General features: G+C 43.3%; 15 protein-coding genes. All 15 read right to left on the bottom strand.

The window, feature by feature from the left end; translation table 11 throughout:
* Positions 1-194 precede the first annotated feature (194 nt).
* The 15 genes from recG to nrdR all read right to left on the bottom strand — a co-directional run bounded on the left by recG (position 195) and on the right by nrdR (position 16,242).
* Positions 195-2,237 (bottom strand): ATP-dependent DNA helicase RecG, encoded by a 2,043-nt coding sequence (recG, locus tag B7717_RS02750; RefSeq protein WP_268721522.1) that lies wholly within the window; start codon positions 2,235-2,237, stop codon positions 195-197.
* Positions 2,228-3,331: an alanine racemase gene (alr, locus tag B7717_RS02745; RefSeq protein ID WP_084944137.1), complete on the bottom strand. Its 1,104-nt coding sequence runs from the start codon at positions 3,329-3,331 to the stop codon at positions 2,228-2,230. Before alr ends, recG begins: the two co-directional genes overlap by 10 nt.
* A complete protein-coding gene (gene acpS / locus B7717_RS02740; RefSeq protein WP_025171527.1) occupies positions 3,321-3,683 on the bottom strand; it encodes a holo-ACP synthase in 363 nt (120 codons plus the stop codon). The genes alr and acpS overlap by 11 nt, the downstream gene beginning before the upstream one ends.
* 44 nt (positions 3,684-3,727) lie before the next feature.
* Complete coding sequence (locus B7717_RS02735) at positions 3,728-4,759, bottom strand: 3-deoxy-7-phosphoheptulonate synthase (protein WP_000864028.1); 1,032 nt, start codon at positions 4,757-4,759, stop codon at positions 3,728-3,730.
* Between the two features lies 1 nt (position 4,760).
* The gene (locus B7717_RS02730; RefSeq protein WP_084944136.1) at positions 4,761-5,792 is read right to left on the bottom strand and encodes a 3-deoxy-7-phosphoheptulonate synthase; all 1,032 of its coding nucleotides are present in this window, start codon (positions 5,790-5,792) and stop codon (positions 4,761-4,763) included.
* Between the two features lie 79 nt (positions 5,793-5,871).
* On the bottom strand, positions 5,872-8,385 hold the full coding sequence (secA, locus tag B7717_RS02725; protein WP_084944135.1) for a preprotein translocase subunit SecA: 2,514 nt from the start codon (positions 8,383-8,385) through the stop codon (positions 5,872-5,874).
* Positions 8,386-8,500: 115 nt separating this feature from the next.
* Positions 8,501-9,271, bottom strand: coding sequence for a DNA alkylation repair protein (locus tag B7717_RS02720; protein WP_084944134.1), 771 nt, complete (start codon positions 9,269-9,271; stop codon positions 8,501-8,503).
* A gap of 143 nt (positions 9,272-9,414) precedes the next feature.
* Positions 9,415-9,705 (bottom strand): hypothetical protein, encoded by a 291-nt coding sequence (locus tag B7717_RS02715; protein WP_084944133.1) that lies wholly within the window; start codon positions 9,703-9,705, stop codon positions 9,415-9,417.
* A 132-nt stretch (positions 9,706-9,837) separates the two neighbouring features.
* Positions 9,838-10,434, bottom strand: a complete 597-nt coding sequence (locus tag B7717_RS02710; protein ID WP_000812473.1) for a LemA family protein — start codon at positions 10,432-10,434, stop codon at positions 9,838-9,840.
* 160 nt (positions 10,435-10,594) lie between these two features.
* A complete protein-coding gene (locus tag B7717_RS02705) occupies positions 10,595-11,446 on the bottom strand; it encodes a TPM domain-containing protein (protein ID WP_084944132.1) in 852 nt (283 codons plus the stop codon).
* A gap of 227 nt (positions 11,447-11,673) precedes the next feature.
* Positions 11,674-12,984 (bottom strand): ribosome biogenesis GTPase Der, encoded by a 1,311-nt coding sequence (gene der, locus B7717_RS02700; protein WP_084944131.1) that lies wholly within the window; start codon positions 12,982-12,984, stop codon positions 11,674-11,676.
* 13 nt (positions 12,985-12,997) lie between these two features.
* Positions 12,998-13,711: an NADPH-dependent oxidoreductase gene (locus B7717_RS02695; RefSeq protein WP_084944130.1), complete on the bottom strand. Its 714-nt coding sequence runs from the start codon at positions 13,709-13,711 to the stop codon at positions 12,998-13,000.
* A complete protein-coding gene (gene dnaI / locus B7717_RS02690) occupies positions 13,708-14,604 on the bottom strand; it encodes a primosomal protein DnaI (RefSeq protein ID WP_000446487.1) in 897 nt (298 codons plus the stop codon). The genes B7717_RS02695 and dnaI overlap by 4 nt, the downstream gene beginning before the upstream one ends.
* Positions 14,605-15,768, bottom strand: a complete 1,164-nt coding sequence (locus B7717_RS02685; protein ID WP_084944129.1) for a DnaD domain protein — start codon at positions 15,766-15,768, stop codon at positions 14,605-14,607.
* On the bottom strand, positions 15,769-16,242 hold the full coding sequence (gene nrdR / locus B7717_RS02680; protein WP_001203676.1) for a transcriptional regulator NrdR: 474 nt from the start codon (positions 16,240-16,242) through the stop codon (positions 15,769-15,771). It abuts the gene before it with no gap.
* Positions 16,243-16,281 lie beyond the last annotated feature (39 nt).

The following is a 16,281-nucleotide window of genomic DNA, read 5'->3' as shown; positions in this document are numbered from 1 at the left end:
GTAGTTTTAAAAATAAAAAGAGCGTTTCCGCTCTTTGGTTATCAATAGGTGCTAGCTCCTTTCTCTAGTTTGAAAGTCTGAAATTTCTTTTGGTAGGTCACTTTAATCGTCATATGAGAGTCCTCGTTTCTTTTTGATGACTCTAGTATAAGACCCAAACCTAAAAGCTAGCTTATAGATTTCTTAGAAAAGGCTTAATCCAGATGTTCTCTCTTTTCTAGGTTGAGAGCAATCATGTGCCATTCTGGATCCTCTTTCCAACCTTCCATAGAACTAATGTAGCTGGCAACCTTTCTGGCTTCTTCTAAAATAGGAAAATCTTCGATAATATCCGCCACTTGAAACTCTGGAAGTCCTGACTGTCTAGTTCCAAAAATCTCACCAGAACCACGCATTTTCAAATCTTCCTCCGCAAGGACAAATCCATTAGTCGTTTCTGTCATGATGCGCATGCGGTCCTTCCCAGAGTCAGTCTTGGGATTAGCTACAAGAACAGCGTAGGACTGCTTGTCCCCCCGACCAACACGACCTCTGAGCTGGTGAAGCTGACTGAGACCGAACCGATCGGCATCCATGATGATCATGACGGTCGCATTGGGGACATTGACCCCAACCTCGATAACAGTTGTAGATACTAGAATATCTGTTTTTCGCTCTTTGAAATCCTGCATGATTTGGTCTTTTTCATCACTCTTCATCTTACCATGTAGCAGAGCAACCTCTGCCTTTCCTGCAAAATGAGCTGTCAACTCCTCAGATAAGGCAATGGCATTTTTCAAATCCAAAGCTTCAGATTCTTCAATCAAGGGAGAGATGACATAGACTTGAGAACCTTTTTGAATTTCTCCCTCTAACCAAGTCAAGACCTGAGGCAACTGCTCATGTTTGATCCAGCGCGTCACAATCGGCTTCCGCCCTACTGGCATCTGGTCAATAATAGAAACATCCATATCGCCAAAGGCTGTGATAGCCAAGGTTCGTGGAATGGGCGTCGCCGTCATCATGAGAACGTCAGGATTGTCCCCTTTTTCCCGTAAAATACGCCTTTGGCCCACACCAAAACGGTGCTGCTCATCAATGATAATCAATCCAAGACGAGCATAATCCACCCCATCTTGTATCAAAGCATGGGTTCCGATAATAAGGTCGGCCTCACCCTTGGCAATGGTCTCTAAAACTTCTCTTTTCTCTGCAGCTTTTAAGGAACCTGTCAAGAGAGCCAGTTTCAAGTCTGGAAAAAGGTTCTGTAAACTCTCAAAGTGTTGCTCCGCAAGGATTTCTGTTGGCACCATGAGAGCTGCCTGGTAGCCAGCCGTCACCGCCGCAAACATGGCCAAACCAGCAACCACCGTTTTTCCGCTCCCCACATCCCCTTGCAGGAGACGATTCATGTGGTGGTCGGACTTCATGTCGGTCAAAATTTCCTGCAAACTCTTTTCCTGAGCTGAGGTCAGAGCAAAAGGAAGATTTTCCTTAACAGCTGTCACCTTTTCCTTAGACCAATTCAGAACCAGACCGCTTCCCTGAACTCTATTTTCAGACTTGAGCGTCTGCAACTGCATTTGAAAATAAAAGAGTTCCTCAAACTTGATACGGCGAAGGGCCTGCTTGTATTCTGCCAAATCCTTTGGAAAATGCATAGCGCGGACAGCCTGGCAACGGGACATGAGTTTGTATTTATCAAGTAAAGACTGGGGAAGATTTTCCTCTATCAAGAGATCCAATCCCTGATCAAAAGCTGTCTTGATGACCTTGACCAGCCCTGCCTGACTGATTCCTTGAGCCAGACGATAGACAGGTTGGAGGTCATCTTCCACCTGAGCTAGGACCTTCATCCCAGTCAGACTGGCTTTGGCGCGGTCCCATTTTCCAAAGACAGCAAGGGTTGCTCCCAACTCTATCTTATCAGCCAGATAGGGCTGGTTAAAGAAATTCACCGCAAAAACGACTTCTCCCTGCTTGAGGCTAAAACGCAGGCGATTACGCTTGAAACCATAATACTGAACACTGGCAGGAGTCACGACTTGACCAGACAGAACAGCCTTTTCGCCATCTTCCAGCTCCAGCACCTGCTTGGTTTTGAAATCTTCATAACGGAAAGGAAAGTAGAGCAAGAGGTCTTGCAAGTTTTCAATTCCTAGTTTGGCGTATTTCTCTGCTGACTTTGGTCCCACACCAGGTAAGACATGCAAGGGTTGGTGTAGATTCATGCTCCACTCCTTTCTTTTTAATGATATTCTCTCGGAATGCGGTCGCTGAGGAGGCAAACCACCTCATAGTTAATGGTTCCACGGTAGGTCGCTACCTGAGTTGCTGTGATTTCCTGGTCACCATCGGAGCCAATTAAGGTGACTTTTGTTCCTAGCGGGTAAACCTTAGGCAAACGAATGGTGATTTGGTCCATAGAAACCCGTCCAACGATTGGGCAAGCTTCTCCATCTACCAAGACAGAGAAATTCTGCATATCACGTGTCCAACCATCCGCATAACCGATTGGCACCGTCGCAATGACTTGCTCACTATCCGCCTGATAGGTCGCCCCATAGCCCATGCAAGCTCCAGATGGAACTGTCTTGACATGAACCAGGGCAGACTCCAAACTCAAGGCTGGAGCCAAGTCATAAGGCAAGTCCAAGACCTCTCCACTTGGATTGAGACCATACATGGCGTCTCCCATACGGACGGCATTGAAAATAGTCTCTGCATGCCAAAGAGTCGTGGCAGAATTGCTGGCATGTACTAGCTCTGGCACTTCCTTCATGCTTGACAGAATGGTTTTAAATCGTTCCAACTGGATATTAAAGTAAGTATCTGATGCTTCATCTGCAGTCGCAAAGTGGGTAAAAATCCCCTCAACACGAGCACCGTGTTGTTGGAGCAAGGCTTGAGCCTGCTCTGCCTCACTGGAATCTCGGAAACCAATCCGTCCCATTCCTGAGTCAATCTTGAGGTGAACTGTTAAACCAGATAAATCTGTCCCCCTAGCTAAGAGCGCTTGAATCCACTCCAATCCTGCCACTGTCAAGGTGATGTCGTATTCTTTAGCAAGAGAAACAGCTTCTAGCTCAGAAACTCCTAAAATGAGGATTTTCTTGCTAAGTCCAGCCAGACGAAGTTCAATAGCTTCATCAATATTGGAAACACAAAATCCATCAACATCGTCCTGAATCGCCATCGCAACGGCAACAGCCCCATGACCATAGGCATTAGCCTTGACCACTGCCCACTTGAGCGTTCCTTCAGGGATATGAGCCCCCATTTGCTGAATATTTTGTCGAATAGCTCCCAGATATATCAGAGCCTTGGTTGGTCTATGTGGACTAGCTTTCATGATTTTCCTCCAAAATGACACTGGCTGTCACAAACTGATCTGTATGGCTGATAGATAGCCAAATTTTTCCTGAAAATGGTGCCTGACTAAAATAGGGAGCGCCTCGTTCATTGTTCAAAACTTCCAAATCCTGAAAGGTCAGTTTGCCAATACCAGTTCCCATAGCCTTGGAAAAGGCCTCCTTAGCCGACCAACGACCTGCCAAGTATTCGATCTGCCTGCGCCCTTTGAGACTGGCAAAACGCTCCATTTCTTTAGGGGTCAGCACGCGCTTAGCAAAGCCCTCACGTCGTGTAACTGCGTTTTCTATCGAAGCCAATTCTTCGATGTCAATTCCGTGTCCAACTATCATACTCATAAAAGGAGCTGAGATTCCCCCAACTCCATCCTTTTCACTTATTTTGTTAAGGTGGTATAAATTTCTTCTACCAAGGCTACTGTATTTTCCCAACCTAGACAAGGGTCAGTTATGGAGCAACCAAAGACCTCTGGTTGGTTTTGACGACCATCCGCTAGGTAAGATTCGATCATAAAGCCTCGAACCGTCTTTTTAATCTTTTCATTCCAGTCACGATTCAGCAAGGCTTGGCGAACAATGCGAATTTGTTCCATATATTGCTTGCCAGAATTGTCATGATTGGTATCGATGATAATGAAGGGATTTTCAAGTCCCATAGTCTCATAGCGATTGATGGCATTTAAGAGGGTTTCATAGTAGAAATTGGGTTCATTTTTACCATATTCGTTCATGGCACCACGAAGGATAACGTGGGCCAAAGGATTTCCTGAAGTTTCCACTTCTTGGCCATGGTAAAGGAAGGTTTGCTTGTTTTGAGCCGCATAGATGGCATTAAACATGACCCCAAGGTTCCCAGATGTTGGATTTTTCATCCCAACCGGAGCATCAATACCAGACGCTACAAAGCGGTGTTCTTGGTCTTCCACTGAACGAGCCCCTACAGCATGGTAGCTGACCAGGTCATCAACCAAAACGAGATTTGACGGATAAAGCATCTCATCAGCTGTTGTCAATCCCGTCTCCGTAATCACACGATAGTGAAGCTGACGAACAGCCTGCAAACCATTGATGAGACTAGGCGCTTCGCTGGTATTTGGTTGATGAATCATGCCTTTATAGCCATCTCCATTAGTACGAGGTTTAGCCGTATAGACACGCATCACGATAAAGATTTTATCTGCAACTTTTTTCTGCAAGTCTGCTAAGCGACGAGCATATTCAAGCACTGCTTCCTCATTGTCTGAAGAGCAAGGTCCCATCACCAAAAGGATTCGGTCGTCCTCACCCGAGATGATGGCTGCCAACTCTCTATCGCGGGCTTCTTTCTTTCGCAAGGCTTCAGGTGACAACTGGGTCGCAGCCTTGATTGCTTCAATATCAATTTCTTGACCTTTTTCGATAAATGCCATCTTACTCTCCTAGCGTTTGGTAAATTTCGCGAACAAGTGCTTCTGTGTTGTCCCATCCGAGACACGGATCTGTAATGGACTTACCAAAAACTTCTGGTTCATTTTGACGTCCATCTTCTAGATAGGACTCAATCATAAAACCACGAACATATTTTTTGATCTTCTCATTCCAGTCACGGTTGATCAAGGTCTGACGAACGATACGGATTTGATCCATATATTGCTTACCTGAATTGTCATGATTGGTATCGATGATGATAAATGGATTTTCCAAGCCCATCTTTTCATACTGGGCAATAGTATCCATCAAATTGTCATAGTAGTAGTTAGGAATATTTTTCCCGTATTCATTCAAGGCACCGCGAAGAATGGCGTGGGACAATGGATTCCCTGTTGTTTCCACCTCTTTACCGAGGAAGAGGAAACTCTGTTTATTTTGCGCTGCGTAAATCCCGTTAAACATAACATTGAGATTTCCAGATGTGGGATTTTTAAATCCTGTTGAAAAATCTGCTCCACTCGCTACAAAACGGTGCTGTTGATCCTCTACAGAACGAGCTCCAACAGCCATATAAGAAATCAAATCATCCACCAGCGGAAGATTTTCAGGATAAAGCATCTCATCCGCTGTTGTCATTCCCGTCTCGGTAATCACGCGGTAGTGGAGCTGACGAACAGCCTTGATCCCATTGATCAAGCTAGGAGCTTCTGTCGCATTTGGTTGATGAATCAAGCCCTTATAGCCATCTCCATTGGTACGAGGTTTAGCCGTATAGACACGCATGACCATAAAAATACGTTCTTTGACCTCTTCTTGCAAAGCAGATAGACGCTTGGCATACTCGAGAACCGCCTCTTCGTTATCAGATGAACATGGTCCAATCACCAAGAGAATACGCTGGTCTTCCCCACGGATGATGGCTTCCAATTCCTGATCACGTTGATTTTTTCTCGCAAGAGCCGCTCCCTCTAATTTAGACAAGGCGCGAACTTCTTCAATGTTAATTTTAGGACTTTTAGCTTTAAATACCATGATTCATCTCCTTATAAAGCAAACGGACACCAAGCAAAAAATGATTTTTACCAGGTATCCGCCTGTATCTTATCTCATATTATTGTCTCTTACCATGACAGTTCTTGAATTTCTTACCTGATCCACATGGGCATTGGTCATTTCGTCCGATTTGGCTCAAGTCCAAATCTTCAGGAAGGCTTGCCTGCTGCGCTGCAATATTACGAGTCGCAGTTGTACTGATATTGTGTTCAGTTTGCGGACGTTCTTGTTCATGGATTTGTGCTTTCATCATCAAACGGGTCACATCGAATTCAATCGATCCAATCATGTCGTTAAACATGCGGAAACCTTCTGCTTGATATTCTACAACAGGGTTGTTTTGGGCATATCCACGAAGACCAACAGCATTTCGCAACTGATCAAGAGCATCGATATGGTCTGTCCACTTGTTGTCTACAACACGTAGAATCAAGACTTTTTGGAATTCTTTCACTGCATCTTCGTCACGAAGCTTAGCAACTTGGCTGTCATAGACTTTCAAGGCACGTTGGAAAAGTTCATCTTTGATAGCTTGGTCTGACAGACCTGCAAGATCTGAACGGCTAATTGAATCTTCTGGAAGTAAGTTATACTTAGCAAAGTTCAAGATTGCTTCTAATTTTTCATCTTCCTTAGAACGTGCATGTGCATCCACGATACGTCCAATGGTACGACGAATCATAGCATGGATTTCTGGTGCCAAGTCACGATCTGCAGTAATGACATCATAGCGTTGCGCATAGATAATCTCACGTTGTTCACGCATAACATCATCGTATTGAAGGACTTGTTTACGAGTGTCGTAGTTGTTTCCTTCGACACGTTTTTGAGCTGCTTCAACTTGACGCGTTAACATGCGAGATTCGATGGCTTCATCAGACATGTTGAGTCGTTCAAAGACACCTTTCAAACGTTCTGAACCGAAACGTTTCATCAAATCATCTTCAAGAGACAAGTAGAATTGTGACTCACCTGGGTCTCCTTGACGCCCTGAACGTCCACGAAGCTGATTATCAATACGGCGACTTTCGTGACGCTCTGTACCGATAACACAAAGTCCACCAAGCTCACGAACCCCTTCACCAAGTTTAATGTCGGTACCACGACCGGCCATGTTGGTTGCGATGGTAACCGCGCCACGTTGACCAGCGTTCATGATGATTTGCGCTTCTCTGTAGTGGTTCTTCGCATTCAAGACTTCGTGAGGAACACCTGCTGCTACCAATTTCTTAGAAAGAAAGTCACTCGTTTCAACGGCAACTGTACCTACCAAGACCGGCTGACCTTTTTGGTAACGAGCTTTTACATCTTCAACTACAGCATTAAATTTTGCATCAAGACTTGCATAGAGAAGGTCTGAGTGGTCGATACGTTGGATTGGACGGTTGGTTGGGATTGGAATAACACGAATGTTGTAAATTTCGCGGAATTCTTCTTCTTCTGTTTTACCAGTACCTGTCATCCCTGCCAATTTCTTATACATACGGAAGAGGTTTTGGTAGGTAATAGAAGCTGAAGTCTTAGTCTCATCTTGGATTGGCACACCTTCTTTTGCTTCAATCGCTTGGTGCAAACCATCAGAGTAACGACGACCTTCCATGGTACGACCTGTAAATTGGTCGACGATCAAGATTTCCTGCTCTTCACTAACCACATAGTCGATATCGAGAATCATGATATAGTTGGCACGGAGGGCATTGTCGATAAAGTGAGTAAGAGCTACATTTTCAATGTCGTAGAGATTTTCTAGTTTGAAGTAGCTTTCAGCCTTGTCAATACCAGAATCTGACAAACCGATCGTCTTAGACTGAACGTCAATGATATAGTCGTCCTTGTCCAAAGATTTCACGAAGTGGTCCGCCATATGGTAGAGTTGGCTTGTTTCAACTGCGTTGGCACCTGAAACGATCAATGGTGTACGAGCTTCGTCAATCAAAATCGAGTCAACCTCATCGACCAAGGCATAATTGAGTGGACGTTGCACCATGTTTTCTGCACGAACGACCATGTTATCACGAAGGTAGTCGAAACCAATCTCTGAGTTGGTTGAGTAGGTAATATCGCAAAGATAAGCCTCTTTTTTCTCCATTGGAGATTTGGCTGCCAAGTTGATCCCTACTGACAAACCGAGCCATGAGTACAACTCACCCATTTCAGTCGCGTCACGTTCTGTTAGGTATTCATTGACTGTAACTACGTGAACCCCTTTACCTGCAAGGGCATTGAGGTACACTGGCATGGTCGCTGTCAAGGTCTTCCCTTCACCCGTACGCATCTCTGGAACGTCACCATGGTGAAGAACAATCCCACCCATGACCTGAACCTTATAAGGGAAAAGTCCAAGGACACGTTTTGCAGCTTCACGAACTACCGCAAAAGCTTCATATAGCAATGAATCAAGTGATTCACCCTTGTTGTATCGTTCTTTAAATTCGTCAGTTTTTGCTTTTAGCTCTTCGTCTGACATCGCAGCCATTTGGCTCTCATAATTAAGAACCTTATCAGCCATCTTTTCCAGACGGCGAAGTTCTCCTTTATCATTTTCAATAATCGTTTTTAAAATATTAGCCATGATTTTCCTTACTTTTAATTCTGAATATTTTAGAATGTTCTTTTCATTTTAGCATATTTACCATTATTTTTCAAGAAAGAATCCTTCATTTACAACGGAAAAGACCAGTCAAAATTCAGCTTTTTTTGCATAAATCTTCTATGACTCTTTTTTTGTTTTTTGTTCGAGATGCATGCTTGATGATCCAAGCACAACTTGGACTTAGCTCCTCCTTTTGCCAAGTTTGAAGAATCCTTTCAAACTTATCAGGGTCTTCCTTGTATAAATCATTTAAATTATTGGCTACACTTTTTTGAATAGACTTGTCTCTATCATCCTTTAGATTGGTCAGAATCGTGGTAAACTCCTCAAAATAATCCAATACGACGGTTTGTCTCTTAGCCCAAGGCAGACGGATACGCATACATTCGCTGGCAAGTCTACGAACGCGCAAGTTTTCATCCTGACTCCATTCTAACAGCAAGGCCATTGTAGCCTTAGGATAGCGAGCCAGTAAGGGCCTCATGGAAAATTCTCCAGTAAATCGCTTGGTTAGTTCCTTACTAAAGGCCGCGCTCAATTCAAATTCTTGATCCCCGTATAGCTCTACATATTTGCCGATTGGCCAAAGCCAATACCCTTCTGAAAACATGCCTAAACCACCCTCTAACTCAGGACCTAAAATTTTCTCAAAAACCTTGAGAGAGTCCTGATAAGATAGGGGGAGGCAATCTTTGATACTTTTAGCCAAGAGTTCTTGACGCTGGCTAAACTCCAAATTTTCCAAGTCTTTTTCTAGCAATAAGCTAAATTTTTGTCCATCAAAGGCAACGGACGCTTCTTGCAACCGTCGACTCAAATCCCTAGCATAAGCCAAGTCATAATAGTCCTTTACTTTTTTCGCCATTTTTAAATCCCTTAATCTTCTGTTTACGGGACTTATTATATCATACAGATAGCTCGTCAACAAAATCATTTTCACTTTTCAAACTATTTTGAAAAAAACATAAAAAAGACTAGAAGCTCGTCTAGTCCATCAATTTTTAATGTTTAATTTCCCAAAAATGCTGGCAATAAGCCAAAATACCAAAAGAGATTGATCCAGAAGGCCAAGCAAAAGATGATGCCAAAGATGAGAAGACTGATTTTTTTAATCAACACCGAGTATAGGATGGATAAAACTCCAAAAACCACAAAGAGTTTTTTCATAACGAAATAATAAATTGAAACTCCTCCTATTTGCCAATCCCAAGGAAGGAAAAACATGAGGAACCAGAGAAGGCAAATCGTAAGAATATATCTCTTGTAGTGCGCTTCAAGAAAGGCTTTTGTTTTCTCCATAGCAAACCTCCATTTGAGTCACTGTCTCTTCCCTTTTATTATACCAAAAAAACCTGGAAAAAGATTTCCAGGTTTGAGTTTGAAATCACTAGTCATACTAGAGAAATTCCTTTATTCATAGGCTGATTCACTTTATTGACTGGATGAAGATGTTCCAAAATCGACCTTAGGAACTGTCTTGGCTTCTTCTGTTTCTTTAAAGGTTTCAGCTTCTTTAAAGTTCATCATATTCGCAAAAAGCACGGTTGGAAAACTTCTCAACTTTTGATTGTACTCAGCTGCAACCTTATTATAGTCCTTGCGTGCTACAAAAATACGATTTTCACTGCCTGAAAGTTCGACCATTAGTTGCTCAACATTTTGATTGCTCTTGAGTTCTGGATAATTCTCCGTCAAGGAAATCAAGCGGGAAAGAGCTGAGCTCAACTCTCCCTGAGCCTTTTGGTTTTCTTCCGAAGTTACTGAGCTACTACCGATTTTAGCTCTAGCATCCGCAATCTTGGTAAAGACTTCGGTTTCATGATTCATTTGTCCTTTAACGGACTCCACCAAGTTACCAATCAAGTCCGAACGACGTTGGAGGGCTGTCGAGACATCGGCCTGAGCCTGCTCCACTTTAGTCTGTTCACCAACCAGACCATTATAGGTCGTCACTGCGGAACAACTTCCCAGAACTAGTAGTCCAAAGAAGATCGCCACTATTGAGAGAATTACTTTATTTTGTTTCATATCAAAACCTTAACACTTTCTTTTATCAACTTTTCTGATATAGGACTCAGATTTTAAATCAATTTCCCAAACTTTGTTTTTATTTTTAATTAAGGAGTGAACTGTTGCAAAGGAGTCACCTTACTGCATGGAAAAATCGGTTTGAGCAATATGTAATCACTCACCAGTCATCAGACGAACCGCCACCATCAAAGCCACCGCCGTCCCAGCCACCAGATGAGTCGGAGCCTGAGTCAGACCAAGAGGATCCTGAATCTGATGAGTCACCGCTCCACCAGCCACCGCCAGAATCATCGCCATGTGAACCGCTACCACGACCTCCAGATATAAATCCGATGATCATCACGATGAAGTAAATGAGAATTCCAAATCCGATAACTCCGTCACTCGAACTGCTTTTTCGATGACGTCTTGAAGAACTCCTCTCACCAGCATACTTTTCAAGTTCCCTTAAGCGACTAGAGTTGGTGGTATAATCGTAACTACTTCTAGAACTTGAAGAAGTCGTACTCGATCCACTATAGAAGATGTAGTTGAGATTGTTTACTATAGAGAGAACTCCCTTGTTATAGTCACCATTTTGAAAGTAAGGGCGTGCTGTTGTCAAGAATCTGTGAGTCTGATAGTCTGTGATTTTACTGGCCACATTATTACTGGTTTCAATCCGTGATTTTCTATCTTGAACTGCTACCACAATCAAGACACCGTGATTGTCTCCCGAGTAGCCAATCTTCCAAGCTCTAGCTGTTTCATTGGCAACAGTCTCGATTGTTTCTCCATTTAGGCTTTTCACAACGTAAACACCCATCTGGATTTTTTCTGATTTTTTACTATTGACATTATTCAATTCCCGAATCTGACTAATTGTCGCGTCAGTCAGATAGTGATCTGGGTCATAGATCCCGTACTCAGGTTTTTCAGGTGCTGTGAATGCTGACAAGAAGAGAAAGACCATCAGCAGTCCAAGCAAGCGAACCAACAAACTATGTTTAAATAATCTGCTTCTTTTCATAATAACCTCCCTGATAAAGGAAAATTGATTTAAGGAATTATAGCATTTTGATTTTTACAAAAAAAGTGCAATTTCATTACAAATAGGTTACAAAAGCCGGGAAAATGATTGAATTTTGATGACAGATTTTTCATTCAATTTGACAGGATTTTTTCACCTATTTTATAGAAAAAAAGAAGACAGACTAGTCTTCTTTTCAGTTATTCTTATTGAAAAATAAGCAAGGCTTACTTGCGTTTTCTTGCGATCAAATGAATCGGGGTTCCTTCAAAGACAAAGGCCTTGCGGATTTGATTTTCCAAGAAACGCAGGTAAGAGAAGTGCATAAGTTCTTCTTCGTTGACAAAGATGACAAAGGTTGGTGGCTTGGTTGCCACTTGAGTCGCGTAGAAGATTTTCAGGCGTTTTCCTTTGTCTGTCGGTGTTGGATTGATAGCGATGGCATCCATAATCACATCGTTTAAGACAGCTGATGGGATGCGTGTGTTTTGACTTTCACTGATTTGCTTGATCATCTCAGGCAATTTGTGGAGACGTTGCTTGGTCAAAGCTGAAACAAAGACAATCGGTGCGTAAGGCAGGTATTGGAACTGCTCACGGATGTCTTCTTCCCAGTTCTTCATGGTATGGTTGTCTTTCTCAAGGGTATCCCACTTGTTGACCACGATGATCATTCCTTTACCCGCTTCGTGGGCAAATCCTGCGATACGCTTATCGTACTCACGAATACCTTCCTCAGCATTGAGGACCATCAAGACCACATCGGAACGGTCAATAGCACGCATGGCACGCATGACAGAGTATTTCTCTGTATTTTCGTAGACTTTACCTGATTTACGCATACCCGCCGTATCAATCATGGTAAACTCTTGTCCATCAGCATCTATAAAATGGGTATCAATGGCATCGCGTGTTGTTCCAGCTACTGGACTAGCAATCACACGGTCTTCTCCCAAAATGGCGTTGATCAAACTTGATTTCCCAACATTGGGACGGCCAATTAAGCTGAATTTAATGACATCTGGATTTTCTTCTTCGACTTCATGTGGTAGATTTTCCACGATGGCATCCAGTACATCTCCCGTACCGATACCGTGGACAGACGAAATTGGCAGCGGTTCTCCCAAGCCTAGCGCATAGAAATCATAGATATCATTTCGCATCTCTGGATTATCAACCTTGTTAACAGCAAGGATAACAGGTTTATGGGTTTTATAGAGTTTGCGAGCTACGTACTCGTCCGCATCTGTAATCCCTTCTTTACCAGACACCACAAAAACGATGACATCTGCTTCTTCCATAGCAATTTCTGCCTGGTGTTTGATTTGTTCCATGAAGGGAGCATCAACGTCGTCAATCCCTCCAGTGTCAATCATACTGAAAGAACGGTTGAGCCACTCACCCGTTGCATAGATACGGTCACGTGTCACACCCTCGACATCTTCTACAATTGAGATCCGCTCACCAGCGATCCGATTAAATAGGGTTGATTTCCCAACATTGGGACGTCCCACAATGGCAATAGTTGGTAAGGCCATGTTTTCTCACTTTCTACAATAACTTTTTCTGTTCTAGATTCTTCCGAGTTGAACTAGGTTCGGCTTGGCCAAACTGCTCTGCCAAACGTTGACTCCAAGAGGTTGTCGCACGCGCACCAGCATAGTCGGCTTGTACTTGATCATAGTCCAAAATCGCTGCTACTGGCTGTTCTTGGTATTCTTCTTCAAATACCACTTGGTTCAAAGGCAGTCTTGGTTTGACATCGTGTTGTTGATCTGGCACGCCAAGGGCAATCCCAAAAACAGGGTAGGTATAGTCAGGTAGGTTAAAAAGCGCTGCCACTTCTTCTGACTTGTAACGAACCAAACCGATAATCACACCACCATATCCCAGACTCTCTGCTGCCAGCAAGGTATTTTGCCCAGCAAGCGCCGCGTCCACAGACGTGATAAGGAGACCTTCCACTCCTTGGGGTTGGAAAGTGTCCGTATGAAGGTTTACTCCCTTTTCAGCTCTGTTCAAGTCACCGACAAAAAGCAAAAAGGCTGCTGACTGGCGAATGGCTTCCTGAGGAACCAGTTCGTATAGGGCATCTTTCTTCTCTTGACTACGCACAAGAATCACAGAGTAGGATTGGAAATTTTTCCAAGATGACGCCATTTGAGCAGCTGTCAAGATTTCATTTAAGTGTTCTTGAGAAATCTCTTGCTCCTTAAAGCGACGAACTGAAGTATGAGCTTTCATCAGTTTAATGGTTTCTGTCATCGGCGATTTTCTCCTTCTAGTCTCGTTTCCTCAGCCAAATAACGGATTCGCTCCATAACCCGTCTAGCTTCCCAAGTCTCGTCATTTCCATTCTTTCCTTTGGCAAAATGTTTTTCCAAATCTTGGAAATTAAAGTTGGAAGTAAAGAAGGTCGGCAAATCTTCCTGCATGCGGTACTGAAGAATGACTTGAAGAATCTCATCACGCACCCAAGGTGTCGACTGCTCTGCACCAATATCATCCAAGACCAGGACTTCTGCTAACTTGATGTCATCCACCAAGGTCTTCACAGATCCTTCACCGATGGCATTTTTCACATCAATGACAAAGCTTGGATAGTGGAGAATGGTTGTTGAAGCACCACGTTTTTCAGATAGGTCATGAGCTAAGGCCGCCATCATGAAACTCTTTCCAACACCAAAATCTCCGTAAAGATAGAGGCCTTTTCGGATACTTGGGTAAAGGTCAACAAAGGAATAGAGTCTCTCAAAAATCGGCAAGCGTCCTAGATCATCCAGGTCAATCTGAGCCAATTTCGCTTTCTTGAGACTGGCTGGTAGATTGATCAACTTAAGACGATTCTTAATTGCAGCCTCTTTTTCTGCCGCGATTAGTTCTGGTGTTTCTTCATAAGACACATCCGCATATCCGTGATTCATAACCAAGATGGGCTTGTAGCCACGCGCTATATAGTCCGCATCCCCACGAAGAAACTTGTCCCGTTCTGTGATATATTGGTTGAACTTGGAGATGCTACGATTCAACTCCTCTGGACTGAGGGATTCTTTCTGGATAAAAGCCGCTACATCTGGGTCTTTCATAATCTGCTGGACTAGGTCCTGATACTGAAAACGACTTGTCTGACGCTTGATAACGTCGCCAACACTTTCCATCTAGTCTCCTCCTTCTTCTAATCGGGCTAACATTTCTTGTTTTTTACGTTCTAGTTCCAGACGAGTCTCCTCACTGGTTTGATTCTTGTATTCTGGATTACTCCACTTGGGAACATTTGTCTTAGTCGAGCTAGTTTTCGATTTCTGATCTTCTTGCCCTTTTTGCTGACGCTCTCGAATCCGAAGCACAGCTTCTTCTGCTGTCCGAATTTTTTGATAAGCATAGTCATTTGCGACCTTCATGGCATATTTTTCATTAACATTAGCCGAATCAACCTTGTTAAAGGTTAGAAGCAAGACGATATTGATGACTTCATCCAACAAGCCTAAAGACGCCATCTGGTGAAGGAGTTCTCTTTCACTTTGGGTGATGTTTCCCTTACGTGTTTGCTTGATTTCCGCTAAAAATTGTAGGGGAGTTTTATTTTTGGCTTCCCTGATAATGGTCATTTCTTTGGGGCTAAAGTCAGAAGATGCTGGTTTTTGTGCTATCTTTTCACGCATCCGTTTGACTGAAATAACCTGAGCCACCGCTGTCGCCTTGGCTAATTGATAGGTTTCAAACCAGGTCCATTTTTTTTCATCTGCGATGGCAAACAATTCCAAAACATCTGCCTGCTCGTTTTCAAAACGCAAGCCATCTCGAACCATCAGGCGCTGGAAATGTTCCAAATCAAAATCGTTTTTTAACTTGCTTTTAGACTCGCTTGGTGTCACTTCTTCAGTCAGGGTTGGAAAGACTTGACTCAAAGAAACAGAGAGTGCTTCTCCCTCACTTGGAGCCTGCTTCATAGCAGAAACAGCTGTATCCCCAATCTTTTTCTCTAATAACCTGCTATAGACAGAATGGCTTAGAAATTCTTGACTGGAGAGGGGAGAATGAAGCTGCAATTCATAAGTTTCCCCCTTCTGATAAAGGGTCAACAAATCCAAAGCAGATAAGACTTTAAAGGATTGGAGCAAGGTCGGCATGCCGAAGTTTAAGTGATTGAGGATATGGGAAAAGAGATGCTCCTTTTGCCCACCATCCCAAAAGGTAATGGCATATAGATAGAGACTCAGTGCCTCCTGACCGATAATCGGGAGGTAGCACTGCACCAGAGAAGAGGTATCTTGCGACACCCGATTATTCTTTATAAAAGAAAAACGGTCATTTGGCTTCATCTATTTTTCCTTTTTCTTCTTAGAGGACTGGGTGATCTGCTGGAGCAGGCTCTCCAACTCACTCACATCCTTAAAGCTACGGTAAACACTGGCAAAACGAACATAGGTAATCTCATCAAGCTCCGCCAATTCTTCCATGACTAAAGATCCAATATATTCACTTTGGATCTCATTTTCACTGCGACTACGGAGTTTTTGCTCGATGCGATTGACCACCATGCCGATTTCATCACTTGAAACAGGACGTTTCTGGGCTGAGCGGATAATCCCATTAAAGATTTTATCTCTCGAAAACTGCTCTCGCGTACCGTCTTTTTTGACGACAACCAGCGTTCTTTCTTCTACTCGTTCATAGGTTGTAAAACGATGCTGACACTCGTCGCACTCACGTCTTCGACGGATGGTATTTCCTTCTTCGGCTTGTCGACTATCAACAACACTAGACTTGGTAGCCCCACATTTTGGACAACGCATGCATTTCCCTCCTTGTCGTTTTCTTTTCATTATACCATT

The sequence above is a fragment of the Streptococcus oralis subsp. oralis genome (assembly GCF_002096495.1).
GTDB lineage: Bacteria > Bacillota > Bacilli > Lactobacillales > Streptococcaceae > Streptococcus > Streptococcus oralis_CU.
This window is presented reverse-complemented; position numbering and strand designations above follow the sequence as displayed.